This window comes from Pseudomonas sp. SCB32, assembly GCF_009189165.1.
Taxonomy (GTDB): domain Bacteria; phylum Pseudomonadota; class Gammaproteobacteria; order Pseudomonadales; family Pseudomonadaceae; genus Pseudomonas.
In genome coordinates this window covers 3,803,054-3,824,484 of record NZ_CP045118.1, presented here as the reverse complement: position 1 = coordinate 3,824,484, position 21,431 = coordinate 3,803,054, and the positions used below count along the sequence as shown (strand labels likewise).

23 protein-coding genes are annotated in these 21,431 nt (G+C 66.8%); 9 read left to right on the top strand and 14 right to left on the bottom strand.

Annotated elements, in window-relative coordinates; genetic code table 11:
* Positions 1-12: 12 nt before the first annotated feature.
* Positions 13-1,161: a MexC family multidrug efflux RND transporter periplasmic adaptor subunit gene (locus tag GA645_RS17430; RefSeq protein WP_152224247.1), complete on the bottom strand. Its 1,149-nt coding sequence runs from the start codon at positions 1,159-1,161 to the stop codon at positions 13-15.
* Between the two features lie 171 nt (positions 1,162-1,332).
* On the opposite strand from GA645_RS17430, the gene GA645_RS17425 reads away from it, so the two are divergent.
* The 3 genes from GA645_RS17425 (at position 1,333) to GA645_RS17415 (ending at position 4,656) form a co-directional block, all read left to right on the top strand.
* Positions 1,333-1,899 carry a TetR/AcrR family transcriptional regulator gene (locus GA645_RS17425; protein WP_152224246.1) on the top strand — a complete coding sequence of 189 codons (567 nt, stop codon included), beginning with the start codon at positions 1,333-1,335 and terminating at the stop codon, positions 1,897-1,899.
* A 324-nt stretch (positions 1,900-2,223) separates the two neighbouring features.
* A complete protein-coding gene (locus tag GA645_RS17420; protein ID WP_256675954.1) occupies positions 2,224-3,117 on the top strand; it encodes an ATP-grasp domain-containing protein in 894 nt (297 codons plus the stop codon).
* A gap of 93 nt (positions 3,118-3,210) precedes the next feature.
* Positions 3,211-4,656 carry a SulP family inorganic anion transporter gene (locus GA645_RS17415; RefSeq protein ID WP_152224244.1) on the top strand — a complete coding sequence of 482 codons (1,446 nt, stop codon included), beginning with the start codon at positions 3,211-3,213 and terminating at the stop codon, positions 4,654-4,656.
* A 9-nt stretch (positions 4,657-4,665) separates the two neighbouring features.
* Here the strand turns inward: GA645_RS17415 and GA645_RS17410 are convergent, their stop codons facing one another.
* Positions 4,666-4,899, bottom strand: a complete 234-nt coding sequence (locus GA645_RS17410; RefSeq protein ID WP_152224243.1) for a hypothetical protein — start codon at positions 4,897-4,899, stop codon at positions 4,666-4,668.
* Between the two features lie 328 nt (positions 4,900-5,227).
* Entirely contained in the window at positions 5,228-5,737 is a 510-nt protein-coding gene (locus tag GA645_RS17405; RefSeq protein WP_152224242.1) for a DUF2938 domain-containing protein, read from the bottom strand.
* Between the two features lie 74 nt (positions 5,738-5,811).
* On the opposite strand from GA645_RS17405, the gene GA645_RS17400 reads away from it, so the two are divergent.
* Positions 5,812-6,288: a helix-turn-helix domain-containing protein gene (locus GA645_RS17400; protein WP_152224241.1), complete on the top strand. Its 477-nt coding sequence runs from the start codon at positions 5,812-5,814 to the stop codon at positions 6,286-6,288.
* On the opposite strand, the gene GA645_RS17395 is transcribed toward GA645_RS17400, so the two are convergent.
* From GA645_RS17395 to GA645_RS17385, 3 genes are all read right to left on the bottom strand, one after another.
* On the bottom strand, positions 6,243-7,436 hold the full coding sequence (locus GA645_RS17395) for an MFS transporter (RefSeq protein ID WP_152224240.1): 1,194 nt from the start codon (positions 7,434-7,436) through the stop codon (positions 6,243-6,245). The two genes, GA645_RS17400 and GA645_RS17395, sit on opposite strands and share 46 nt — an antisense overlap.
* Positions 7,437-7,543: 107 nt before the next feature.
* Complete coding sequence (locus tag GA645_RS17390) at positions 7,544-7,759, bottom strand: 4-oxalocrotonate tautomerase family protein (RefSeq protein WP_152224239.1); 216 nt, start codon at positions 7,757-7,759, stop codon at positions 7,544-7,546.
* Positions 7,760-7,777: 18 nt separating this feature from the next.
* On the bottom strand, positions 7,778-8,512 hold the full coding sequence (locus tag GA645_RS17385) for an SDR family NAD(P)-dependent oxidoreductase (RefSeq protein WP_152224238.1): 735 nt from the start codon (positions 8,510-8,512) through the stop codon (positions 7,778-7,780).
* A gap of 132 nt (positions 8,513-8,644) precedes the next feature.
* Here GA645_RS17385 and GA645_RS17380 point away from each other — a divergent pair, with 132 nt between their 5' ends.
* Positions 8,645-9,559 (top strand): LysR family transcriptional regulator, encoded by a 915-nt coding sequence (locus tag GA645_RS17380; RefSeq protein ID WP_152224237.1) that lies wholly within the window; start codon positions 8,645-8,647, stop codon positions 9,557-9,559.
* Positions 9,560-9,604: 45 nt separating this feature from the next.
* On the opposite strand, the gene GA645_RS17375 is transcribed toward GA645_RS17380, so the two are convergent.
* The 3 genes from GA645_RS17375 to GA645_RS17365 all read right to left on the bottom strand — a co-directional run bounded on the left by GA645_RS17375 (position 9,605) and on the right by GA645_RS17365 (position 11,757).
* Positions 9,605-10,042 (bottom strand): nuclear transport factor 2 family protein, encoded by a 438-nt coding sequence (locus GA645_RS17375; RefSeq protein WP_152224236.1) that lies wholly within the window; start codon positions 10,040-10,042, stop codon positions 9,605-9,607.
* A gap of 119 nt (positions 10,043-10,161) precedes the next feature.
* Complete coding sequence (locus GA645_RS17370) at positions 10,162-10,665, bottom strand: GNAT family N-acetyltransferase (RefSeq protein WP_152224235.1); 504 nt, start codon at positions 10,663-10,665, stop codon at positions 10,162-10,164.
* Positions 10,666-10,818: 153 nt separating this feature from the next.
* The gene (locus GA645_RS17365; RefSeq protein ID WP_178119571.1) at positions 10,819-11,757 is read right to left on the bottom strand and encodes a LysR substrate-binding domain-containing protein; all 939 of its coding nucleotides are present in this window, start codon (positions 11,755-11,757) and stop codon (positions 10,819-10,821) included.
* 107 nt (positions 11,758-11,864) lie between these two features.
* On the opposite strand from GA645_RS17365, the gene GA645_RS17360 reads away from it, so the two are divergent.
* Positions 11,865-12,815 carry a DMT family transporter gene (locus tag GA645_RS17360; protein WP_152224234.1) on the top strand — a complete coding sequence of 317 codons (951 nt, stop codon included), beginning with the start codon at positions 11,865-11,867 and terminating at the stop codon, positions 12,813-12,815.
* A gap of 268 nt (positions 12,816-13,083) precedes the next feature.
* On the opposite strand, the gene GA645_RS17355 is transcribed toward GA645_RS17360, so the two are convergent.
* Positions 13,084-14,067, bottom strand: coding sequence for an aldo/keto reductase (locus GA645_RS17355; RefSeq protein ID WP_152224233.1), 984 nt, complete (start codon positions 14,065-14,067; stop codon positions 13,084-13,086).
* 243 nt (positions 14,068-14,310) lie between these two features.
* Here GA645_RS17355 and GA645_RS17350 point away from each other — a divergent pair, with 243 nt between their 5' ends.
* From GA645_RS17350 to GA645_RS17340, 3 genes are read left to right on the top strand one after another with little or no spacing between them, the layout of a single operon-like run.
* A complete protein-coding gene (locus tag GA645_RS17350) occupies positions 14,311-14,640 on the top strand; it encodes a carboxymuconolactone decarboxylase family protein (RefSeq protein ID WP_152224232.1) in 330 nt (109 codons plus the stop codon).
* Positions 14,641-14,650: 10 nt separating this feature from the next.
* Positions 14,651-15,655 carry an aldo/keto reductase gene (locus tag GA645_RS17345; RefSeq protein ID WP_152224231.1) on the top strand — a complete coding sequence of 335 codons (1,005 nt, stop codon included), beginning with the start codon at positions 14,651-14,653 and terminating at the stop codon, positions 15,653-15,655.
* A 20-nt stretch (positions 15,656-15,675) separates the two neighbouring features.
* Complete coding sequence (locus GA645_RS17340) at positions 15,676-16,719, top strand: NAD(P)-dependent alcohol dehydrogenase (RefSeq protein ID WP_152224230.1); 1,044 nt, start codon at positions 15,676-15,678, stop codon at positions 16,717-16,719.
* A 33-nt stretch (positions 16,720-16,752) separates the two neighbouring features.
* Here GA645_RS17340 and GA645_RS17335 read toward each other — a convergent pair whose 3' ends face one another.
* The 4 genes from GA645_RS17335 to GA645_RS17320 all read right to left on the bottom strand — a co-directional run bounded on the left by GA645_RS17335 (position 16,753) and on the right by GA645_RS17320 (position 21,304).
* Positions 16,753-17,646 (bottom strand): LysR family transcriptional regulator, encoded by an 894-nt coding sequence (locus GA645_RS17335; RefSeq protein ID WP_152224229.1) that lies wholly within the window; start codon positions 17,644-17,646, stop codon positions 16,753-16,755.
* A gap of 442 nt (positions 17,647-18,088) precedes the next feature.
* A complete protein-coding gene (locus GA645_RS17330; protein ID WP_152224228.1) occupies positions 18,089-19,330 on the bottom strand; it encodes an EAL domain-containing protein in 1,242 nt (413 codons plus the stop codon).
* A 124-nt stretch (positions 19,331-19,454) separates the two neighbouring features.
* Entirely contained in the window at positions 19,455-20,297 is an 843-nt protein-coding gene (locus tag GA645_RS17325; RefSeq protein WP_152224227.1) for a proline/glycine betaine ABC transporter permease, read from the bottom strand.
* The gene (locus tag GA645_RS17320) at positions 20,294-21,304 is read right to left on the bottom strand and encodes an ABC transporter substrate-binding protein (RefSeq protein WP_152224226.1); all 1,011 of its coding nucleotides are present in this window, start codon (positions 21,302-21,304) and stop codon (positions 20,294-20,296) included. Before GA645_RS17320 ends, GA645_RS17325 begins: the two co-directional genes overlap by 4 nt.
* Positions 21,305-21,431 lie beyond the last annotated feature (127 nt).

Below are 21,431 nucleotides of genomic sequence, written 5' to 3'. Positions count from 1 at the left end.
ACGAGCCCGGCCTTACTGGCGTGCCGCCTGTTGCTCCTGTGTCTGGCGCGCTTCGACCTTGCTGCCCGGCTGCAGGCCGGTGAGACCGCCGACGATCACCCGATCACCGCTGGCCAGGCCCTGGCTGATCTGCCAGCGCGAGCCCTGCATGGCGCCGGTCTGCACCTGGCGGGCCTCGACGCGGCTGTCGGCGCCGATCACCAGCACGTGGGCGCTGCCGTCGGTGGCGCGCTGCACGGCGCGCTGCGGCACCAGGATGGCCTTGGCGTCGCTGCCCTGCGGCGCGGTGACCCGCACGTACATGCCCGGCAGCAGCACGCCGTCGGGGTTGGCGAAGCTGCCGCGCAGGGACACCTGGCCGGTGCCACGGTCCACCGAGACATCGGTGAACAACAGCTCGCCCTGGCGCTCATAATTGGTGCCGTCGACACGGATGCTCAGCGCCTGGCTCTGCCCGGCGGAGAGGTTGCCGCCCTTGAGCGCCTCGCGCAGACGCAGCGCGTCGGCCACCGGCTGGGTGAAGTCGGCGTAGATCGGGTCGAGCTGCTGGATGCGCGCCATCAGCGTGGCCTCGCCCTGGCCGACCAGCGCGCCCTCGGTGACCAGCGCACGGCCGATGCGCCCGGAAATCGGTGCCTTGACCGAGGCATAGCCCAGGTTCAGCCGCGCGCTTTCCAGGTCCGCCTGTGCCGAGCGCACCGCCGCCTGCGAGCTGCGCATGTCGGCGGTGGCGCTGTCGAAGTCCTGCTGGCTGACCGCTTCGATCTTCACCAGCGGCTCGTAGCGCTTGACCCGCGCCTGCGCCTCATAGAGCGAGGCCTGGGCGCGCGCCAGTTCGCCTTCGGCACGGGACACGGCGGCCTTCAGCGGCGCCGGGTCGATCTGGAACAGCAGGTCGCCGGCCTTCACGTCGGCGCCTTCCTCGAAGCGCTTCTGCAGCACGATGCCGACCACCCGCGCGCGGACTTCGGCCACCCGCATGGGCTCGATGCGCCCCGGCAGCTCCGAGGTCAACACCAGTGGCTCGGTAACCACCGCCACCACATCCACCGGACGGGCGATCTCGGCGGCCGCTTCCGGCTCGCCCGAAGGCCCGCAACCGGCCAGTGCCATTGCCGCTACCAAAGCACTGATCATCCCTACTGCACGCACGCTGCCCATGATTCACCCGGGTCTGTCTAACTGGAAAGGTGCGTATGATCCTTATAAATTCAAAATGAGTCAATATTGTCTCATATGCTTCTGTTTTGTATAAAATGTGTCATCTCCTTTCAAAAGGAGGGTCTTTTTCTGCACAATGAGACAATCCAACATCCAGTTCCGAGGCTACGAATGGCACCCACTGCCCACGATGAACGTCTTCTCAACGCGCTGGCCGTGGCCATCGTCGATCGCCCTCGGGCGACGCTGAAGGAGCTGGCGGAATCGGCAGGGGTGAGCAAGGCCACGCTGCATCGTTTCTGCGGCACCCGCGACAACCTGGTGCAGACGCTGGAGACCCACGGACATTCGGTGATCCGGCAGATCCTCGAGGCCGCCGAGCTGCAACAGGCGCAACCGCTGGATGCCCTGCGCAAACTGATCGGCGAGCACCTCAAGCACCGCGATATGCTGGCCTTCCTGCTCTTCCAGTACCGCGCCGAGAGCCTCGACATCGAGGACGCCACCGAGCGCTGGAGCTACTACACCGACGCCGTGGATGCCTTCTTCCTGCGCGGCCAGCAGAGCGGCGTGTTCCGCATCGACATCACTGCCGCGGTCTTCACCGAACTCTTCCTCTCGATGATCTACGGCATGGTCGATGCCGTGCGCTACGGCCGGGCGGCCAGCTCCAGCTCGGCCAGCGTGCTCGAGCAGCTATTCCTGCACGGCGCGCTGGTGCAGGGCCAGGCCGGGTAGGGCGTAGCTGCCTGCGCAGAGTGGGAGCGTGGCTTCGTCGGGTTCGCGATGAGCAGCTCCGCTGCCTGCATGTTTAGGGTCTACGCTGGGTGTATAGGAAAAGAGGGCCAGGAGGGTGATTCGGCGGTAAGGCAGTAGAATCAATGCGAGGCCATTGGAAATGGGCGCTGGTGACCCTGCTCCACTGCTTTCCCGACGCGTCGGCGGTGGGAAAGCGAAATGAATACGCGACCAGCCCGCGGTTCCTCCCCAACGCTTCTGGTCACCGCCATCGGTTCCTTCTCCGCAGAAGCGGTAATCACTTCGTTGCGCGGTTGTTCTCACATGCGAATCCTGGGCAGTAGCTCGGTTCCGCAGGAATGGACGGCCACCTCTGCCTTGCTCGATACCGTGTATCGGGTGCCCGCTCCGCGGGACTCCCAAGCCTATGTCCGCCGCGTGCTGTCCCTCTGCGAATCCGAAGGGGTCACCCATGTGCTGCCGCTGACGGATGTGGAGATCGATGCCTTCGCCCTGCACCATGAGGCCTTCTCCCGTCGTGGCATTACGCTGTGCATGTCTCCGGTCGAAGGCATACGCGTCAGCCGCGACAAGTGGCGCGTCTTCGACGTGTTCTGCAACGACCCGGTCATTCGCACCATTCCCACCTGGCGCCTGGAGGAGCTTCCCCTGGCGGGGCTGGTCTTCCCTATGATCGCCAAGCCACGCGGGGGGCGCAGCAGCGAAGGGCTGGAGCGGATCTACGATGCCCATGACCTGCGGCACTTCCTCAGGAAGCTGGATGGTCTCGGCTATGTCGTGCAGCCGCTGCTCGATGGCGAGGTGTGCGTGGTGGATGTCGTGCGCCAGCGCAGCACCGGGCGCTCGGCGGCCATGGCCAGGCAGGAGCTGGTGCGCACCTCCAACGGCGCCGGTATGACCGTCAAGATGCTCAATGATCCAGTGCTGATCGACAGGGCGCTCGAAGTCGCCCGCGCCCTCGATCTGAATGGCTGCATCAATATCGAGTTTCTGGTGCATGCCGGCGTGCCATTGCTGATGGACATCAACCCCCGGTTTTCGGCGGGTGTGGCCTTCAGCCAGCTGTCGGGCTACGACATGGTGGCCAACCACTGGCGGTGCTTCTCGGGAGAGGCGCTGGATGACCCGGTCATGCCCGAGCCGCTCATCTATGTGCGGCGTATCGTCGAGATCGGGCCGTCGATTCCGGAGAGCTGACCGGCACGTCGCGCGGGTGTGGCGAGTGGTCGGGCACGGCGCATTTCCGTACCATTGGCGGCCTTTTTCGCAGCACCCTTCCTGAGTCGAACCATGAAACCCGCCCGCCTGCGTGCCGATGTCCTGGCAGGACTGACCACGTCCTTCGCCCTGGTGCCCGAGTGCATCGCCTTTGCCCTGGTCGCCCACCTCAATCCGCTGATGGGGCTGTATGGCGCCTTCATCCTCTGCACCCTCACCGCGCTGTTCGGCGGCCGGCCCGGCATGGTCTCCGGCGCGGCCGGCTCGATGGCGGTGGTGATCGTCGCGCTGGTGGTGCAGCACGGCGTGCAGTACCTGCTGGCCACGGTGCTGCTGGGCGGCCTGGTGATGATCGCCTTCGGCCTGTTGCGCCTGGGCAAGCTGGTGCGGATGGTGCCGCATCCGGTGATGCTGGGCTTCGTCAACGGACTGGCGATCGTCATCGCGCTGGCCCAGCTGGAGCATTTCAAGGACGGCGAACACTGGCTCAGCGGCAATCCGCTGTACCTGATGCTCGGCCTGGTCGCGCTGACCATGACGGTGGTCTACCTGCTGCCCAGGCTGACTCGCGCGGTGCCGCCGGCGCTGGTGGCGATCCTCGGCGTGGGCCTGCTGGTCTACCTGCTGGGCCTGCCGACCCGCACCCTGGGCGACATGGCGCACATCGCTGGCGGCCTGCCGCAGTTCGCCCTGCCGGACATCCCGTGGAACCTGGACACCCTGCGGATCATCGCGCCCTATGCCTTCCTCATGGCGATGGTCGGCATCCTGGAAACCCTGCTGACCCTGAACCTCACCGACGAGGTCACCGAGAGCCGTGGCTTCCCCGACCGCGAATGCGTGGCGCTGGGCGGCGCCAACATCGTCTCCGGCCTGTTCGGCGGCATGGGTGGCTGCGCCATGATCGGGCAGACGGTGATCAACCTCAGTTCCGGCGGCCGGGGCCGGCTGTCGGGTGTGGTGGCCGGGGTGATGATCCTGCTCTTCGTGCTGTTTCTCTCGCCGCTGATCGAACGCATTCCGCTGGCGGCGCTGGTGGGGGTGATGTTCGTGGTGTCGCAGCAGACCTTCGCCTGGGCCTCGCTGCGGGTGCTGAACAAGGTGCCGACCAGCGATGTGCTGGTGATCATCGCGGTGACCGCGATCACCGTGGCCACCGACCTTGCGATCGCCGTGTTCTGCGGCATCGTCATCGCCGCCCTGGATTTTGCCTGGAAGCATGCCCGCGAGCTGTATGCCGACGTGCACGACGAGGCCGACGGCAGCCGGCTCTACTGCCTGCACGGCACGCTGTTCTTCGCCTCGACCACGACGTTCCTCAACCAGTTCGACCCGGCGAACGATCCGCGGCAGGTGACCCTGGATTGCGCGCACCTGAGCTTCGTCGACTACTCGGCCATTGCCGCGCTGAAGACGCTGCGCGAGCGCTATTCCAAGGCGGGCAAGCAGCTGCGGGTGGTGCACCTGTCGGAGCGTTGCCGGCAGCTGCTCAAGCGCGCGGGTATCCAGCACGCCTGAGCGGGTGCGTCAGCGCTGCCGCGAGCGTTGCGTGACGCAGGCGCCGTTGGCGACCATGTCCGCCCAGACGTCTTCAAGCGTATGGGCGTCGTGTTCGAGTTGCCGGGTCGCGCAGCGCAGGCGGCGGCCCAGCTCGTGGCTATCGATCATCGGAGTGATTTCCCGTAGCAGCTCGACGACCACGTCATTGTTGAACGAGGCGGAGCGCACGGCGCGCAGGGCGCGGGCTTGGGTACCAGGCATGATGGACTCCTGGGGGCGGTGCTTCGACGGCAGGCCGCCCGGGTGGGGGCTGGGAAGGACTTGAGAAGATTGCCGCAGCAACCTGCGGAATGACCATTGTCGTGGCCCGGCTCCACAAGGAAGGCCTCATACGTCAATGAAAAGGCGAGTTCTCGCAAGGCGCGGACAATCGGCCTTGTGACAATACCGGCCAGAGCAGCGGGCTCTTGCGCGCCCGCCGCAACGACGCAGCCGCGCAGGGACTGGCGGCGTGCCGAATGATGTCGGCCCGACACGCCAGCGCTTCCGGCCGTCGAGGGTTTTCGAGGCTCCTTCTGCCGCCGTGCCATCAACCGGCGATGGCCGCCATTGCGGCGTTGACCAGCCCGCCCAGGTACAGGCCGACGCCAAACACCAGGTGCGTACCCAGGCTCTTGATCCGTGCTTTGCGTGGAGCGGGCGACTTGCTGGCGGCGATGCCCATCCCCAGCGCGGGCTGCATCACCAGGTAGGGTAGGGCGACCGTGACCAGACCGAACAGCAGCGCCGGCAGCGGGCCGGGCCGGGACAGCCAGTCAGGGCCGCTCAGGAGCAGCAGCGCGGCAGCGAAAGCGATGCCGATCAGGTAATGCGCGATCCAGCCCAGCGCCCGTTCGCCAGCGATGGACTGCGCCTTGCCGATGGCGGTGTGGTGGAAGCGGCCGTAACGCATGTGGCCAATCCAGCGGCCGACCATGGCGTAGTCCAGCGAAGGGACGCCGAAGACGCGCTTGAGCAGCAGTGTCCAGCCGTCCATCACCAGGGTCGCGACGATGCCAATGAGCAGGCTGTGAAGCAGGAAGGTGTCGATCGGGTTCATGAAAGTCTCCTGAATGGGTATGGTGAAGCTCCGATCAACACAGCATTCCAGCTCAAGTCGACTTGAGGTCAAGCATGAAAGAGATGGATATCGGCCAGGTAGCGCGCTGGTCCGGCCTGCCGGTCTCGACCCTGCGTTACTACGAGGAGAAGGGGCTGATCCGCTCGATCGGCCGCAACGGCATGCGCCGGGTGTTCAGCGACGAAGTGCTGCCGCGCCTGTCACTGATCGCGCTGGGCCGCGAGGCGGGGTTCTCCCTGGAGGAGATCGGTGCCATCTTCGTCGGCGGTGCGCGGCCGGTGATCGACCGCGATCTGTTGCGGGAAAAGGCGGAGGAACTGGACCGCAGCATCCGCCGGCTCAGCGCGATCCGCGACAGCTTGCGCCACGCCGCCGAGTGCCAGGCGCCGGATCACCTGGCCTGCCCGAAGTTCCAGCGGCTGATGAGCGTCGCCATCCGCGCCACGTCGCGCGGGCGGTCGGAAAAGCCTCGCAAGGTACTCCGTCAGTCCCGTGGCCGGGGCGGGGACAGCGAGGCGCCGGCGACGTAGAAGAAGGCGCCGATGACGATGCAGCCAGCGAGCATCACGAACACCCAGTGCGGCGCCCACAGGCTCAGGGCGAAGCCGACCAGCACCGGCCCGGCGGCGCCGCCGAGGTTCGACAGGTTCTGCGTGCCGTAGTACACGCCGCGCAGGTGCGGCGGGGCGATGCGGTCGATGAACATGTACTCGGCGGGGATCACGATGATCTCGCCGAGGGTGAACACCACCATCGCCAGCCCCCAGTGCATCACGTTCTGCGACAGGCCGAAGCCGACGATGCCGAGCACGAACAGCCCCAGCCCGATGATCAGCCAGCGCTGCAGGTGGTCGTTGTCGATACGCTTGCCCAGCAGGTACTGCAGGGCGAGCACTGAGACCGCGTTGACGCCGAGCAGCGTCTGGATCACCTGGTAGGCGTATTCCGCGCTGCTGGTAGTCACCAGGTACTGCGACAGGTAGGCGGAGAACTGGCCGAACACCACGGCGGTTAGCACGCCGCCGACGGTGAAGTACATCAGCCGATGGTCCTTGGACAGCACGCCCATCACCGCGAGGAAGGATGGCGGCGCGCTGCCGCCGGCCGGGCGCATGTCGCGGTCGCCATAGCGCAGGAAGGCCAGCAGGAAGACGACCCCGAGGGCGGCGGAGACCATGAACGGCAGCTTCTGGCTGACATGGGCCAGCGCCGCGCCGATGAAAGGGCCGATGGCGTAGGCGAGGTTGATCAGGGTGTAGCGGATGGAGAAGGCGCGGCCCTGTTCGCCCGCCGCGAGCAGGCGGCCGAACACGGTCTTCACCACCACGTCGGTGACCGAATAGGCGAAGTTGAAACCGAGCAGGAACAGGAAGAACAGCCACAACTGCCGGGTCAGCAGCATGCCGAGGAAGGCGGCGACGAAGCACAGGCCGAAGCCGAGGATCAGTCGGAAGCCCGGCTGGCGGTCGATCAGGTAGCCGCCGTAGAGGCTCAGCAGCGCACCGCCGAACAGCGCGCCGCCCATGACCAGGCCGATGCGCTCGACCGGCAGGTCAAAGTTGGTCGACAGGTAGATGACCAGGTAGGGCAGGGTGATGCCGCGCGCCAGGGTCAGCAGGAAGGTGGCGCAGAGCAGCAGGTTGACCTGTAGCGGATAACGCTTGAGCGCGGCGAGCATTCCTTGCCTCGGCGATGGCGAAAACGGTATCCCGCGATCCTAGCAGCACCACAACAGTGCAGCGCAATTGCCGGAGGCCCTGGCGGGCCCCCGGCGTGCCCGCAGCCTCAGCCGGCGGGTTTCTTTTCCCGCGCGCGCAGCGCCTTGACCGTCTCGCCACCCACGCCCCAGCTGTCGGTGGGGATTTCCTGGATCACCACGAAGGTGCTCGCCGGTGGTTTTCTCAGCACACGCTCCAGCAGTTCGGTCACGCCTTCGATCAGCAGGCGGCGCTCCTCGGCGGTCACCCCTTCGTCGGTGACCTGGATGTTCACGTAAGGCATCTCGGGTTCTCCTGTGGTTTACCAGGTGCCGGTGGTGGAGCCACCGTCGACGTTCAGGATGGCACCGGTGACGAAAGTCGAGTCGGTCAGGTAGAGCACGGCGTCGACGATGTCCTGCGGGGTGCCGACCTTGCCGGTGGGCGCCAGGCCGCCGAGGAAGGCGCGGGTTTCGGCGTTGTCGGCGTGCATCGGGGTCTGGATGATCCCCGGCGCCACGGCGTTGACCTGCACCTGGGAGCCGGCCAGTTCCAGGGCCAGGCCGCGCACCGCGCTGTTCAGGCCGCCCTTGATCAACACCGGCAGCAGCGCCGGCACCTTGGCGTTGGGTTGCATGGCGATGGCGGCGGTGATCGTCACGATGTGCCCCGAACCGTTGGCGGCCATGTGCTGCGCGGCGGCCTGGGACGGGTAGAAGAAACCCTTGAGGTTGGTGTCGACGATGCTCTCGACCTCCGCCTCGCTGTACTCGGTCACCGGCTTGGCGATGAAGATGCCGGCGTTGTTGATCAGGATGTCCACCTTGCCGAAGGCTTCGGTGGCCTGGGCGAACATTCGCTTGGCGGTTTCCGGCCTGGCGATGTCGCCTTCCACCAGCAGGAAGTTGGCCGGGTTGCCCAGCTTCTGCGCGGCCTCCTGCAGGCGGGCCAGGCTGCGGGCGTTGCCCACCACGTTGTAGCCGCGCGCCAGGTAGGCCTCGGCGATGGCGAAGCCCAGGCCGCTGGAAGCGCCGGTGACGATGACGGTCTTGCTCATGATCGAATCTCCTCGGGTGAGTCGGGGCGGTTTGCCCGCGTCTTGGAGCTCAATCTAGGCTGTAAGCGTCGCTTGAAAAATGAGGCTCATGGCATTTGAATTGATACCTCATGTAATGAATCGAGCAACACCATGACTCGCCATTTCGACGACCTGCAACTGGGCAGCATCGAGCTGTTCTGCCTTGCCGCGGAAACCGGCAGCTTCACCGCCGCCGCCAACGAGGCCGGCATCACCCCGGCGGCGGTGAGCCGCTCGGTGGCGCGCCTGGAGGAGCGCCTGGGTGTTCGCCTGTTCGTGCGCACCACGCGGCAGATGCGCCTGACCGAGGGCGGGCGCAATTTCTTCGAGCAGTGTCGCCAGGCCCTGGGGCAACTGGTGGACGCCGAACGCGAGGTCACCGGCGGCCAGAGCGTACCGTCTGGCCGGCTGCGCATCAGCGTGCCGACGCCCTATGCGCATTACCGGCTGTTGCCGCTGCTGCCGGAGTTCCGCCTGCGTTACCCGCAGGTGACGGTGGACATCCACGTCAGCAACCGCAACATCGACTTCGCCGACGAAGGCTATGACCTGGCGGTGCGGGGGCGCGAACCGGCGGATTCGAGCCTTGTCGCGCGGCGCCTGGAGGATGCCGAGCTGGTGGTGGTGGGCACCCCGGAGTACCTGCGCCGCGCCGGCACGCCGCTGACCCCGGACGATCTCGCCGGCCATGACTGCATCCAGTACGACCTGCCCAGCACCGGGCGCCGGGTGCCTTGGTCATTCCGGGTCAATGGTCGCAGCGTGGAGGTGGAGACCTCAGGCAATTTCACGGTGTTGGAAGACCACCTGGCCACCGCGACCCTGGTGAAGCACGGCGGCGGGCTGATGCAGGCCTACCGCTTCACCGTGCAGGCGGAGCTGGCGGCCGGTGCGCTGGTGGAGGTGCTGCATGACTACGGCGGTACCACGCGCCCCTTCCTGCTGATCTACCCCCACGCCCGGCATGTGCCGTCGCGGGTGCGGGCGTTCATCGAGTTCATGCTGGAACGGCGGCAGGAGCGCTAGCCGGGGATACCCGCCGGTCGGATGTCCGGCGGGCGAAAGCGGGGATCAGTTCGCCGGTGCCTTCTGCGCGGACAGGTAGGCACCCAGGCGGCGGCCCATCTCTTCGCCGAGGGCCTGCAGGCCGCTCATGGGGCGGATCATCACTTCGAACTCGACGATCTTGCCGGTCTCGTCGAAGCGGATCATGTCGATGCCCTTGAGGTCGCGGCCGTTGACCTGGGCACTGAACTCCAGGACCACGCTCAGGCCGTCGGCGGTGGCCAGTTCGCGGTGGTAGACGAAGTCGCCGAACACCTGCAGCACGGTGCCGAGGATGGTCGCGGCCACCGGCGCGCCGGGGTAGGGCGTATGGGCCATGGGTGAGCGGAACACGATGTTCGGCGCCAGCAGCTCCGGCAGGTGGGTGAAGTCCTTGCGGGCAATCATCTGGTGCCAGCGCTCCAGGGACGCGGCGGCGTGGGTGTTCAGGTTGAGGGCAGACATGGGATTACCTCCTGATCGCTCTTGTCGTTTGAACAGGACGATACGACCGTGCATGGAGCCTGCTCAATGATCGGAAATGACAGAAGACTGATCCGGCCGAACAACCGGCCGGCAATCCCTCAGTGGGTCCACGGGTTGATGAAAAAGCTCGCCAGCTGCGGATCGTCGCCCGGATCGACGTGCCGGACCGGGCGTGGCAGGGCGCCCAGCACTGCCTTCCAGAACGCCGCCGCCAGGGCATCGCCGGTGTAGTAGCGCACCAGCCAGGGACCGGGATTGTCCAGCAGCACCTGGGTCGCGACTGTGCGGCCGACACCCTGGCGGCGGTACTTCTTCAGCACGAACAGGTCCGCCAGCTCCAGGGCGTCGATGCCCGGCAGTTCGCTGCCTTCGATCAGCACGAAGCCGGCGATGAAACCGTCGACGAGGATCAGGTTGGCGCTCCATTCCGGCTCGCTCCAATAGCGCGCCAAATGCTCCTCGTGGATGTAGAAGCGGCCGTCCACCTCGACGTCCTCCTGCTCCCAGTCCGAGGACTCGTAGGCGTAGAACTGGTAGAGGTTGCGGATCAGCTCGATGTGTTCCGGGCCGGTCGGCACCAGCTCGATGGGGTGGTCGGTCATGTCGATGCTCGCGACGGTGCGCAGGGCGCACGGCAGAAAAGGAGGATCTGTTTATTTTCGCGCAATGCGCGGGCATTGCCAGTGGCAGAGCGGATCGAGCCGGGCCTTGGGGGATCGTGCAGGGGGGCCCTGGTCCGGCGGGGGCGATTCGGTTCAGCCCGAGGATTCGCCCACCGACGCCAGCAGCCAGTCATGGAACAACTGCGCCGAGGGCGACAGCTGGCGGTGCCGCAGCGACACCAGGTATTCCCCGCGTTCGGTCACCAGCGCATGGTCGGTCACCCGCTGCATCTCGCCCTTGGCCACCGCCTCGTCGGCCATGAAGCTCCATGCGAGGCCGATGCCCATGCCCTGCTGCACGGCGCGGTAGGCGAGGGTGAGCTGGTTGAACACCGGGTCGCTCTCCGCCGGCTGGTAGTCCTTGCCGAAGTGGCCGAACCAGTCGTGCCAGTCCAGGCAGCTCCAGGCCGAGGTGTCCAGTTGCACCAGCGGCGCGGCGGCCAGTTGTTCCAGCGTGCGGATGGCTGAGACGTCGAGGTCCGGACGGGCCACCGGGTAGACGATCTCCGGCAGCACGAAGCGGCTGTTCAGTGTGGTCCAGTCGCCGGCGCCGTAGAGGATGCCGAGGTCGAAATCCACCAGGCTGGCTTCGTCGATCTCGTTGATCGCGTGCACGTGCACGGCGATGCCGGGGTGCGCCTTGTTGAACTCGATCAGCTTGGGGAACAGCCAGAATTGCGCCAGCGCGTGGGTCGCCAGCACCGACACGGCGTTGCTCTGGTGCACGTTGCGGATGCGCCGCACGCTGTGTTGCAGGCGGTCGAGCAGCATGTCCACGGTGCCCAGCAACTCGGCGCCGGCGGCGGTCAGGGTGACGCCACGCGGCTTGCGCTCGAACAGCGGCACCTTGAGGCTGTCCTCCAGCGCGCGCATCTGCTTGCTCACCGCGCTCTGGGTGAGGAACAGCTCGGTGGCGGCCAGGGTGAAACTGCCGCAGCGGCCAACGGCCTCGAAGGTGATCAGGGTTTCCAGGGGCGGCAGGGTACGCAGATAACGGCTGATGGCGGCTCTCCGGTGAAGGTCTAGCGACATTCCCACAAGGAATGTCTCGGTGCGGATTTATCCTTGGTCAGACGCTAGCACAGTCGCTACCGTGGCAGCAGTTTCCAGGCATTCACTGAAAGTTGAGGTTGTTGTAGATGAAGCGCGGGGTGGTCTATGCAGGCATGGCGGGTGCTATCTGGGGCGGGGTGATCCTCGCGCCGTCGCTGGTGCCGGAGTTCAACCCGCTGCTGATCAGCTCGGTGCGCTTCGCCTTGTACGGCGCCATCTCCCTGCTGATCGCACTGCCGGTGGCCGTCGGCCTGTTCCGCCGGGTCAGTCGCGAGGACCTGTCGATGCTGGTGCGCCTGTCCCTGGCCGGCAACCTGCTGTACTTCGCGCTGCTCTCGGCGGCGGTGCAGTTCGCCGGGGTGGCGGCGGCCTCGCTGATCAACGGCATCATGCCGCTGGCGATCAGCTACTGCAGCCGCTCCGAGCACGACTCGCTGCCGCTGTCGCGGATGAAGTTTCCGCTGGCGCTGGTGGCCCTGGGCATCCTCTGCATCAACCTCGATCCCACTGCGCTGATGGCCTCCGGGAGCACGCCGGGCGAGCGCATCCTGGGCATCGTCTGCGGCTTCTGCGGAGTCGCCTGCTGGTCCTGGTACGCCACGGCGAACGCACGCTACCTGAAGGCCAGCCACTTCAACAGCCACGAATGGTCGACGCTGATCGGTGTGGCTACCGGTGTCATGGCCGTCGTGCTGGCGGGTGTGGGCGTACTGGTCGCGCCGCAGGCGGTGCCCACCGGCATTCCGGCGGAGCGCTGGATGGCCTTCCTCTGGGTGTCGCTGTTCCTCGCCGTGTTCGGCTCCTGGGTGGCCAACTGCTTGTGGAACGCCGCGACCCGTCGACTGCCGATGAGTCTCGGCGGCCAGCTGATCGTCTTCGAGACGCTGTTCGCCTGCGCTTACGCGTATGTGCACCAGCAGCGTCTGCCAAGCCCGGTGGAGGCGCTGGCGATCGTCCTGCTGACCGTTGGCGTGCTCTGGGCCATCGGTCTGCACCGCGCGCCGGCGGCGGTTCCGGCGCGGGCCGTGGAGTCCTGATTCAGGCCTGCGCGAGGTCGTAGGATGGCGTTGAGCGAGGCGATACTCATCGTTTCGCTGCACCAAGAACATCGCGGGCATGGCCCGCTCCTACGGTGAGCTCCGGCGTGTCTCGCTCTTCGTAGGAGCGGGCCATGCCCGCGAAGGGCTAAGCCTTCTGCCTGGGCCCCAGGATTGAGCCCACCCTTTCGCGGACGGAGTCCGCTCCTACGGGAATTCCCTGCGACGTAGGAGCGGACTCCGTCCGCGATGCTTTCCTCCCGCTCGGTCAGCGATCCACCCGCTGCTGCAGGTGCGCCGGATAACGCTCGCCGACGATCTCGATCTGCCGCAGCGCCGCCTCGATGGCGGCGAGGTCGGTGGCGTCCAGCACCAGCGTCGCCGCGCTGAGGTTTTCCTCCAGGCGGTGCAGCTTGGTGGTGCCGGGGATCGGCACTATCCAGGGCTGCTGCGCCAGCAGCCAGGCGATGGCGATCTGCGCGCGGGTCGCGCCCTTGCCCTCGGCGATGTGGCCGAGCACCTCGACCAGCCCCGCGTTGGCCTTGCGGTTTTCCTCCGAGAAGCGCGGCACGATGTTGCGGAAGTCGTTGTCCGAGAACTGCGTGTGGTCGTCGATGGCGCCGGTGAGGAAGCCCTTGCCCAGCGGACTGAAGGGCACGAAGCCGATGCCCAGTTCCTCCAGCAGCGGGAGGATTTCCTTCTCCGGCTCGCGCCACCACAGCGAGTACTCGCTCTGCAGCGCCGCCACCGGTTGTACCGCGTGGGCGCGGCGGATGGATTGCGGGCCGGCTTCGGACAGACCGAAGTGCTTCACCTTGCCCTCGCGGATCAGCTCGCCGACGGTGCCGGCCACGTCCTCGATGGGTACGTTCGGGTCGACGCGATGCTGGTAGAAGAGGTCGATGCGGTCGGTCTTCAGGCGCTTGAGCGAAGCCTCGGCCACGGCGCGGATGTTCTCCGGGCGGCCATCCAGGCCCAGGGTGACGTCACCGTCCCTGAAGCCGAACTTGGTGGCGATCACCACCTCGTCGCGTACCGGTGCCAGGGCTTCGCCCAGCAGTTCCTCGTTGGCGAAGGGACCATAGGCTTCGGCGGTGTCGAAGAAGGTCACGCCACGCTCGAAGGCGGTGCGGACGAGGCGGATGCCATCGTAACGATCCACTGCCGGACCGTAGCCATAGCTCAGGCCCATGCAACCAAGGCCCAGTGTCGAAACCTGCAGGCCGCTGCGGCCCAGTGTGCGCTTGTCCATCGGAGTCTCTCCTGAATCGGAAGTGGGCGAGGCTGCCCGGCGAGTCGTCTGGAATGAACTTTACTCAGAGGCTTGCGTGGTGATTAGACGGGCAAAACCGCATTCGCCTATGAGTGTGGTTCATGGATCGTGGGCGACTATTCATGAGCACGCTTCATAGGTCCAAGCGTGTTGCGCCCCTTAATCGAGGCCCTGCCGAGGCCTAGCATGGTCGGCAACTTCACCAGTGAAAGGGAGAACATCATGAGCGAGCGATCCTCCACCGCCCACAAGGCCTTCGGCGACATCGCCCCGGCGCTGGCCGACTACACCGACCGTGTGCTGTTCGGTGACGTCTGGGAACGCCCCGGCCTGTCGCCCCGCGACCGCAGCCTGGTCACCGTGGCCAGCCTGGTGGCGCGCTACCAGGCCAACGAGCTGTACTTTCACCTGGGCAAGGCCCTGGACAACGGCCTCACCCGCGAAGAGCTGATCGAGGCCATCACCCACCTGGCTTTCTATTCCGGCTGGCCCACGGCCTCTACCGCGCTGGGCGTGGCCCGTCGCGTGTTCGCCGAACGCGATGCCGCCTGAGGACTTCACCATGGAATACCGTTACCTGGGCCGCAGCGCCCTGAAAGTCTCGCCCCTTTGCCTGGGCGCCATGATGTTCGGCGGCGAGACCGACGAAGCCACCGCCCGCCGCATCGTCGACAAGGCCTTCGAGCAGGGCGTCAACTTCATCGATACCGCCGACGTCTACCACAAGGGCCGCTCCGAAGAGGTGGTTGGCCGTGCGCTCGCCGCCCATCGTGACGACTGGGTGATCGCCAGCAAGGTCGGCTATGCCTTCGGCGACGGCCCGAACGCCCAGGGCCAGTCGCGCAAGTGGATCTACCAGTCGGTGGAGAACAGCCTGAAGCGCCTGGACACCGATTACCTGGACATCCTCTACTTCCACCGCACCGTCACCGACTCGCCGCTGGAAGAGGGCCTGCGCGCGGTTGGCGAGCTGATCCGCCAGGGCAAGGTGCGTTACTACGGGCTGTCCAACTTCCGTGGCTGGCGTATCGCCGAAGTGGTGCGCCTGGCCGACCAGCTGGGCATCGACCGCCCGGTGTGCAGCGAGCCGCTGTACAACCTGGTGGACCGCACCGCCGAAGTCGAGCAGATGCCCGCCGCCGGCCACTTCGGCATTGGCGTGGTGCCCTACAGCCCGCTGGCCCGTGGCGTGCTCACCGGCAAGTACCGGCCCGGCGCCGAGCCGCCGGCGGATTCCCGCGCCGGCCGCGGCGACAAACGCATCCAGCAGACCGAATGGCGCCCCGAATCCCTGCAGATCGCCCAGCGCATCGCCGAACATGCCGCCTCCCGAGGCATCACCCCGGTGGCCTTCGCCCTGGCCTGGGTGCTGAACAACCGGCTGGTCAGCTCGGCCATCGCCGGCCCGCGCACCGAGGCGCACTGGGACGGTTACATGCAGGCGCTGGAGGTGAACCTTACCGCCGAGGACGAAGCGCTGGTGGACAGCCTGGTGCCGCCTGGCCATGCCTCCACCCCCGGCTACAGTGACCCCGCTTACCCCATCGAAGGCCGCCAGGCCCGTTGAACCGCTCAGGAGCATTGCCGATGAAGACCCTTGGATACGCCGCGCAGAACCCGCAGGACCCGCTGGCTCCCTTCACCTTCGAGCGCCGCTCGCTGCGCGACAATGACGTGGCCATGGACGTCCTCTATTGCGGCGTCTGCCATTCCGACCTGCACCAGGCGCGCAACGACTGGGGCTTCAGCCGCTACCCGATGGTGCCGGGCCACGAGATCGTCGGTCGGGTCACCGCAGTCGGGTCGCAAGTCACCCGCTACAAGGTCGGTGACGCCGTGGCGGTGGGCTGCATGGTGGATTCCTGCCAGCAGTGCGACCAGTGCCGCAAGGGCGAGGAGCAGCTGTGCCGACAGGGCAACACCCAGACCTACAACGGCGTCGACCGCATCACCCGCGAAGCGACCCAGGGCGGCTATTCGAAGCAGCTGGTGGTGCGCGAGGAGTTTGTCCTGCGCGTGCCGCAAGGCCTGGACCTGAGTCGCGCGGCGCCGCTGCTGTGCGCCGGCATCACCACCTACTCGCCACTGCGCACCTGGAACGTCGGGCCGGGCAGCCGGGTTGGCGTGGTCGGCCTCGGCGGGCTCGGGCACATGGCGGTGAAGCTGGCCATCGGCCTGGGCGCCACCGTCACCGTGCTCAGCCGCACCGCCGACAAGCGCACCGACGCCCTGGAGCTGGGCGCCGACGCGTTGCTGGTGTCCTCCGATGCCCAGGCCATGAAGGCGGCCGCCAACAGCTTCGACCTGATCATCGACACCGTGCCGGTGAAGCACGATCTCAAGCCCTACATGCCGCTGCTGGACGTGGACGGCACGCTGGTGATGGTCGGGCAGGTCGGTCCCATCGACGAGATCAGCAGCATCCCGTTGCTGCTGGGCCGCCGCCGTATCGCCGGTTCACCCATCGGCGGCATCGCCGAGACCCAGGAGATGCTCGATTTCTGCGGCAAGAAGAACATCCTCCCGGAGTGCGAGATGATCCGCATGGACGAGATCAACCACGCCTTCGAGCGCATGGAGCGCTCTGACGTGCGCTACCGCTTCGTCATCGACATGGCTTCGCTGGGCTGATGCAGCACGCCGGGCGCACCCTGCGCCCGGCGTTCAGTCGTGGTGGCGCAGGGCGTCCACCAGCACCGTGAAGGCGCGGGATTTCTGCCGCCGGCTCGGGTAGTAGAGGTGGTAGCCGGGGAAGGTCGGGCACCAGTCTTCCAGTACCAGCTCCAGGCGACCTTCGGCGACATGCTCGGTGACCATGTCCTGCGGCAGGTAGGCGAGGCCGAAGCCGTCCAGCGCCGCGCGGAGGATGTGCGGGCTGCTGTTGAACGTCAGTTGTCCTTCCACCCGTGCCTTCACTTCATGACCGTCCTTGGCGAACTCCCAGGCCATCAGTCCGCCATAGGTCGGCAGGCGCAGGTTCAGGCAGTCGTGCCGGGACAGCGCCGGCACGTCTTCCGGGCGTTCCTTGCGGGCGAGGTAGCCAGGGCTGGCGACCACCGCCATGCGCAGGTCCGGGGCGATGCGCACGGCGATCATGTCCTTGGCCACCTGGTCGCCCAGGCGCACGCCGGCGTCGAAGCGTTCGGCGGCGATGTCGGTCAGGCCGTAGTCGATGCTCACCTCGACCTTGATGTCCGGATAATCCGGCAGCACCTTCGCCAGTTTCGGCCAGAGTACGCTGCTGGCGGCATGCTCGGCGGCGGTGATACGCAGGGTGCCGACGGGCTTGTCGCGGAAGTCGCTGAGCGCCGCCAGTTCCGCCTCGATCTCCTCGAAGCGCGGCGCCAGGGTCTGCAGCAGCCGTTCACCGGCCTCGGTGGGGGACACGCTGCGGGTGGTGCGGCTGAGCAGGCGCAGCCCGAGACGGGTTTCCAGGGCGCGGATGGTGTGGCTCAGCGCCGACTGGGATACGCCCAGCTGCGCCGCGGCCTTGGTGAAGCTGCCTTCGCGCGCCACTGTGACGAAGGCGATCAGGTCGTTGAAGTTTTCCCGGGGCATGGTGTGACGGGGCTCCTGGCTCGACGGGGCTGGACGGGCGGTTCCGCTGCCCGCTGGAATCTTCTGCATCGGCGCTTTTCCGCAGGTCCGCAAGGTGCCCTGGCATTGGATTCCAGAGCTTCAGGACGACAGGAAAGCGGATTCCGGATGATTGGCCGAACGGTGCCGTCGGGCAAGTCCACGTCAACCCGTGGCCATATGAGTTTGCTGCCTGCCAGGCCTCTGTGGGGAGCCCGGTTGTGCAGCGTTCGGGGCCATCAGGCGATGGCGCCCGCCGCCTGGCGAAACTGATTGAAAATGGGTACGAAAGGCCGGTGCGGGAGGAGGGGGAAGTCAAGCTGATGGCAATTGGCCTACAGTCCATAGGTCCTTTGCTGAGGACAATTCAAGCGGCTGTTGCAGACAGGAGGTCGGCAACGGCCGTTTTCTTTTGTGCGCGGGATCAGTCGGCCAGGCGTACCACCGAGTCGGCCTTGAGGGTAATCACCTCTGCTCTCGGCAGGCGCATCGGCGCACCACGCAGCAGCCCGGACAGTTCACTGACGGCAACCGGCTTGCCGAACAGATAGCCCTGGGCGGCTTCGCATCCCAGGCTCTGCAGTTGGCGATGCTGGCTGGCGCTTTCCACGCCCTCGGCCACCACGCGCAGGCCCAGTTCGCGGCCCAGCGCCAGGGCATTGGTCAGCACGGCCAGGCGGCGCGGATCACCCATGTCGAGGTTGGCGAGGAAGCTGCGGTCGAGCTTCAGCTCAGTGAACGGCAGTTCCACCAGGCGTTGCAGGCTGGAATGACCGCAGCCGAAATCGTCGATGGCCAACCCGCAGCCCAGCAGGCGCAGACGCAGCACGTTCTCCAGGCTCAGCGACGGCGCGTGCAGCGGCGAGGTTTCGGTCAGCTCGAAGGTGACGTTCCGTGGGTTGATCTGCCGGCGCTGCAATTCGCGCCCGATGCAGGCGGCGAAATCGGCCTGGGCGATCTGCTCGGCTTCCAGGTTGAGGGAGAGTTCCAGGTCGGTCCGACCGTGGGCCCGCAATGCGTCATGAGCCTGGCCCATCAGCTCGAACAGCAACGCATCGAGCAGGCCATCCCGGCGCAGGGCCGGCAGGAAGCGGTCCGGCAGAAGCACCTGTCCGTCCTCGCGGTGCCAGCGGGCGAGCACTTCGAAGCCGTAGACCTGCCCGGTGGCGACCGTGACCTTGGACTGCAGGGCAGCGCGCAGCTCGCCGCGCTCCAGCGCCTGGCCGATGTCGCCGACATCGATGCTGCCCTGGTCGCGCCATGGGATGGCCTGCTGCGGGGCCTGGGGTTCGAAGTCGGCAAGCAGGGTGCGCAAGCGCTCCAGGGTGGCCGGTTCATTACCCAGCCAGAACACCTTCATGCCCTGCAGCTGCAGCAGGTGCGCCAGCGCCGACCAGGTGCCCGGTGCCATCTCGCCGCTGACCACCACGCCGTGGGCGAGGCGTTCGCGTGCCACGGTCTGGAGGAAGTCCAGGCGTGGCACCGGGTCGATGCGCACGTCGCAGAGCAGCAGGTGCACGCCGCCAACGCTGCGCAGCCTGTCCAGGGCCAGGGCGTTGCTGGCGACTTCCGCGAGGTAGCTGTAGCCAAGGTGGTGGAGGGCGTTCACCGCCGTCGAGCGGTGAAGGCCGGACGCCTGCAGGATCAGCGCGGAAAGGGGCGACATCGATTGCTCCGATGGGCATTGGGGTTCGCAGCATTCTGTGGATTGGCGGCCGCTTGATGAGGCGTCGGATTCCCCAGTTGCTGTCAGAGAAATCTCATTCGCAGATTTTTCTGAGTCCCACCGCTCAGCGTTTTCCGTAGTCCTGCGTCACCCGATCGATCACCACCGCCAGCGCGACAATGGCCAGGCCGGCTTCGACGCCACGGCCCACGTTCAGGGTCTGGATGCCCACCAGCACGTCTTCGCCCAGCCCGCGCGCGCCGATCATCGAGGCGACCACCACCATCGACAGCGCCATCATCACCGTCTGGTTGAGGCCGGCCATGATGCTCGGCAGCGCCTCCGGCAGCTCGACATGGCGCAGCCTCTGCCAGCGCGTGGCGCCCAGGCAGCGCGCCGCCTCGCTCAGCGCAGGGTCGACCTGGCGCAGGCCCAGCTCGGTGAGCCGTACCAGCGGCGGCAAGGCGTAGATCAGGGTGGCGAAGATCGCCGGCACCTTGCCCAGGCCGAACAGCATCAGCACCGGGATCAGGTAGACGAAGCTGGGCAGGGTCTGCATGACGTCCAGCAGGGGCAACAGCAGGCGCCGGGCCATCGGGCGATAGGCCAGCGCCACGCCCATTGGCACCCCGATCAGCACGCACAGGCCGGTGGCGACCAGCACCAGCGCGCAGGTCTGCAGCAGCTTGTCCCACAGGCCGACCACACCGATCAGGAACAGCAGCCCTACCAGGGTCAGGGCGCGTACCCAACTGCGCCCGGCGTGCCAGGCAAGCAGCCCGACCAGCGCCAGCAGCAACCACCAGGGCAGCAGGCGCAGCAGGTTCTCCAGCGCCACCACCAGTTGCAGCAGGCTGTCGGAGACCTGGCGCAGGGCGTCGCCGTAGTTCAGCACCAGGCGGTCCACCAGCTGGTTCACCGGCCCCGCGATGGAGTAGTGCAGGCCTTCGGGGAACTCCGAACTCATAGAGCCGCCTCGGCCCTGGCGCGCTGCTCGGCCGGCAGCCAGTTCTGCCATACCTGCGGGTTCGCCTTGAGGAACTCGCGGGCGGCGTCACGCGGGGGCTGGCGTGTCTCGCTCATTTTCGCCAGGGCGGCGTTGAGCAGGCCGATGGGAATATCGACCTTCTCGAACAGCGCCACCAGTTCCGGGTACTGCTGGTGGAAGGGCGCGGAGACGCCCACCGACAGCTTCGCCGGCAGCGAGCGGCTGCCGCGGGGGTTGGGGTTGTTGGGATCGGACAGGGTCTTCCAGGCTTCGGCGTCGAACGGCGGTTCTTCCAGGCGCAGCAGCTTGTAGCGGCCCATCAGCGGGGTCGGTGACCAGTAGTAGAACAGCACCGGCTTGCCACGGCGGATCGACGAGGCGATCTCGGCATCCATGGCCGCGCCCGAGCCGCTGCGGAAGTTCACGTAGCTGCTCTCCAGGCCGTAGGCCTTGAGCTTCTGCGAGTTGACGATCTCCGAGGTCCAGCCGGTGGGGCTGTTGAGGAAGCGGCCCTTGTCCGGCGACTCGGCGTCGCGGAACACCGCTCGGTAGCGCGGCAGGTCGCTCACCGAACGCAGCTCCGGAGCCAGCGCGGCGATGCCCCGCGCCGGGTCGCCATGGACCACATAATCCGGCACCCACCAGCCTTCGTCGGCGTTTTTCACGATATCGCCCAGGCCGTAGACCTTGTGCTCGGCTTCGGCCTTGACCCAGGCGGGACTGCGTCCGGCCCATTCCTCGGCGATCACCTGGATGTCATTGCGCGCCAGCGCCGCCTCCAGGCTGACGGTGCTGCCGGGCAGGGTGTCGGTGGGGTAGCCGTAACCCTGTTCCACCAGCAGGCGGAGCATCTCGGTGATCAGGCTGCCGCTCTCCCAGGTCAGTTCGCCAAAGTGGATCGGTTTGCGTTCCTCGGCGGTGACGCCCTGGCCCAGCAGGCCCAGGGCGAGCAGGGCGGTGCCCAGCCAGCGTGTGATGGTATGCATGTGCGGGTCCTTGTCGTGCTCGGAAGTCGGATGTCCGCCTTGTAGCGTAGATGGTCCCTCCCGAGGTGGCGGCGGGAGGCTTCCGCACGCGGCGCGGAGGATGGGATGGGCTCCGTCGTTCGCACTG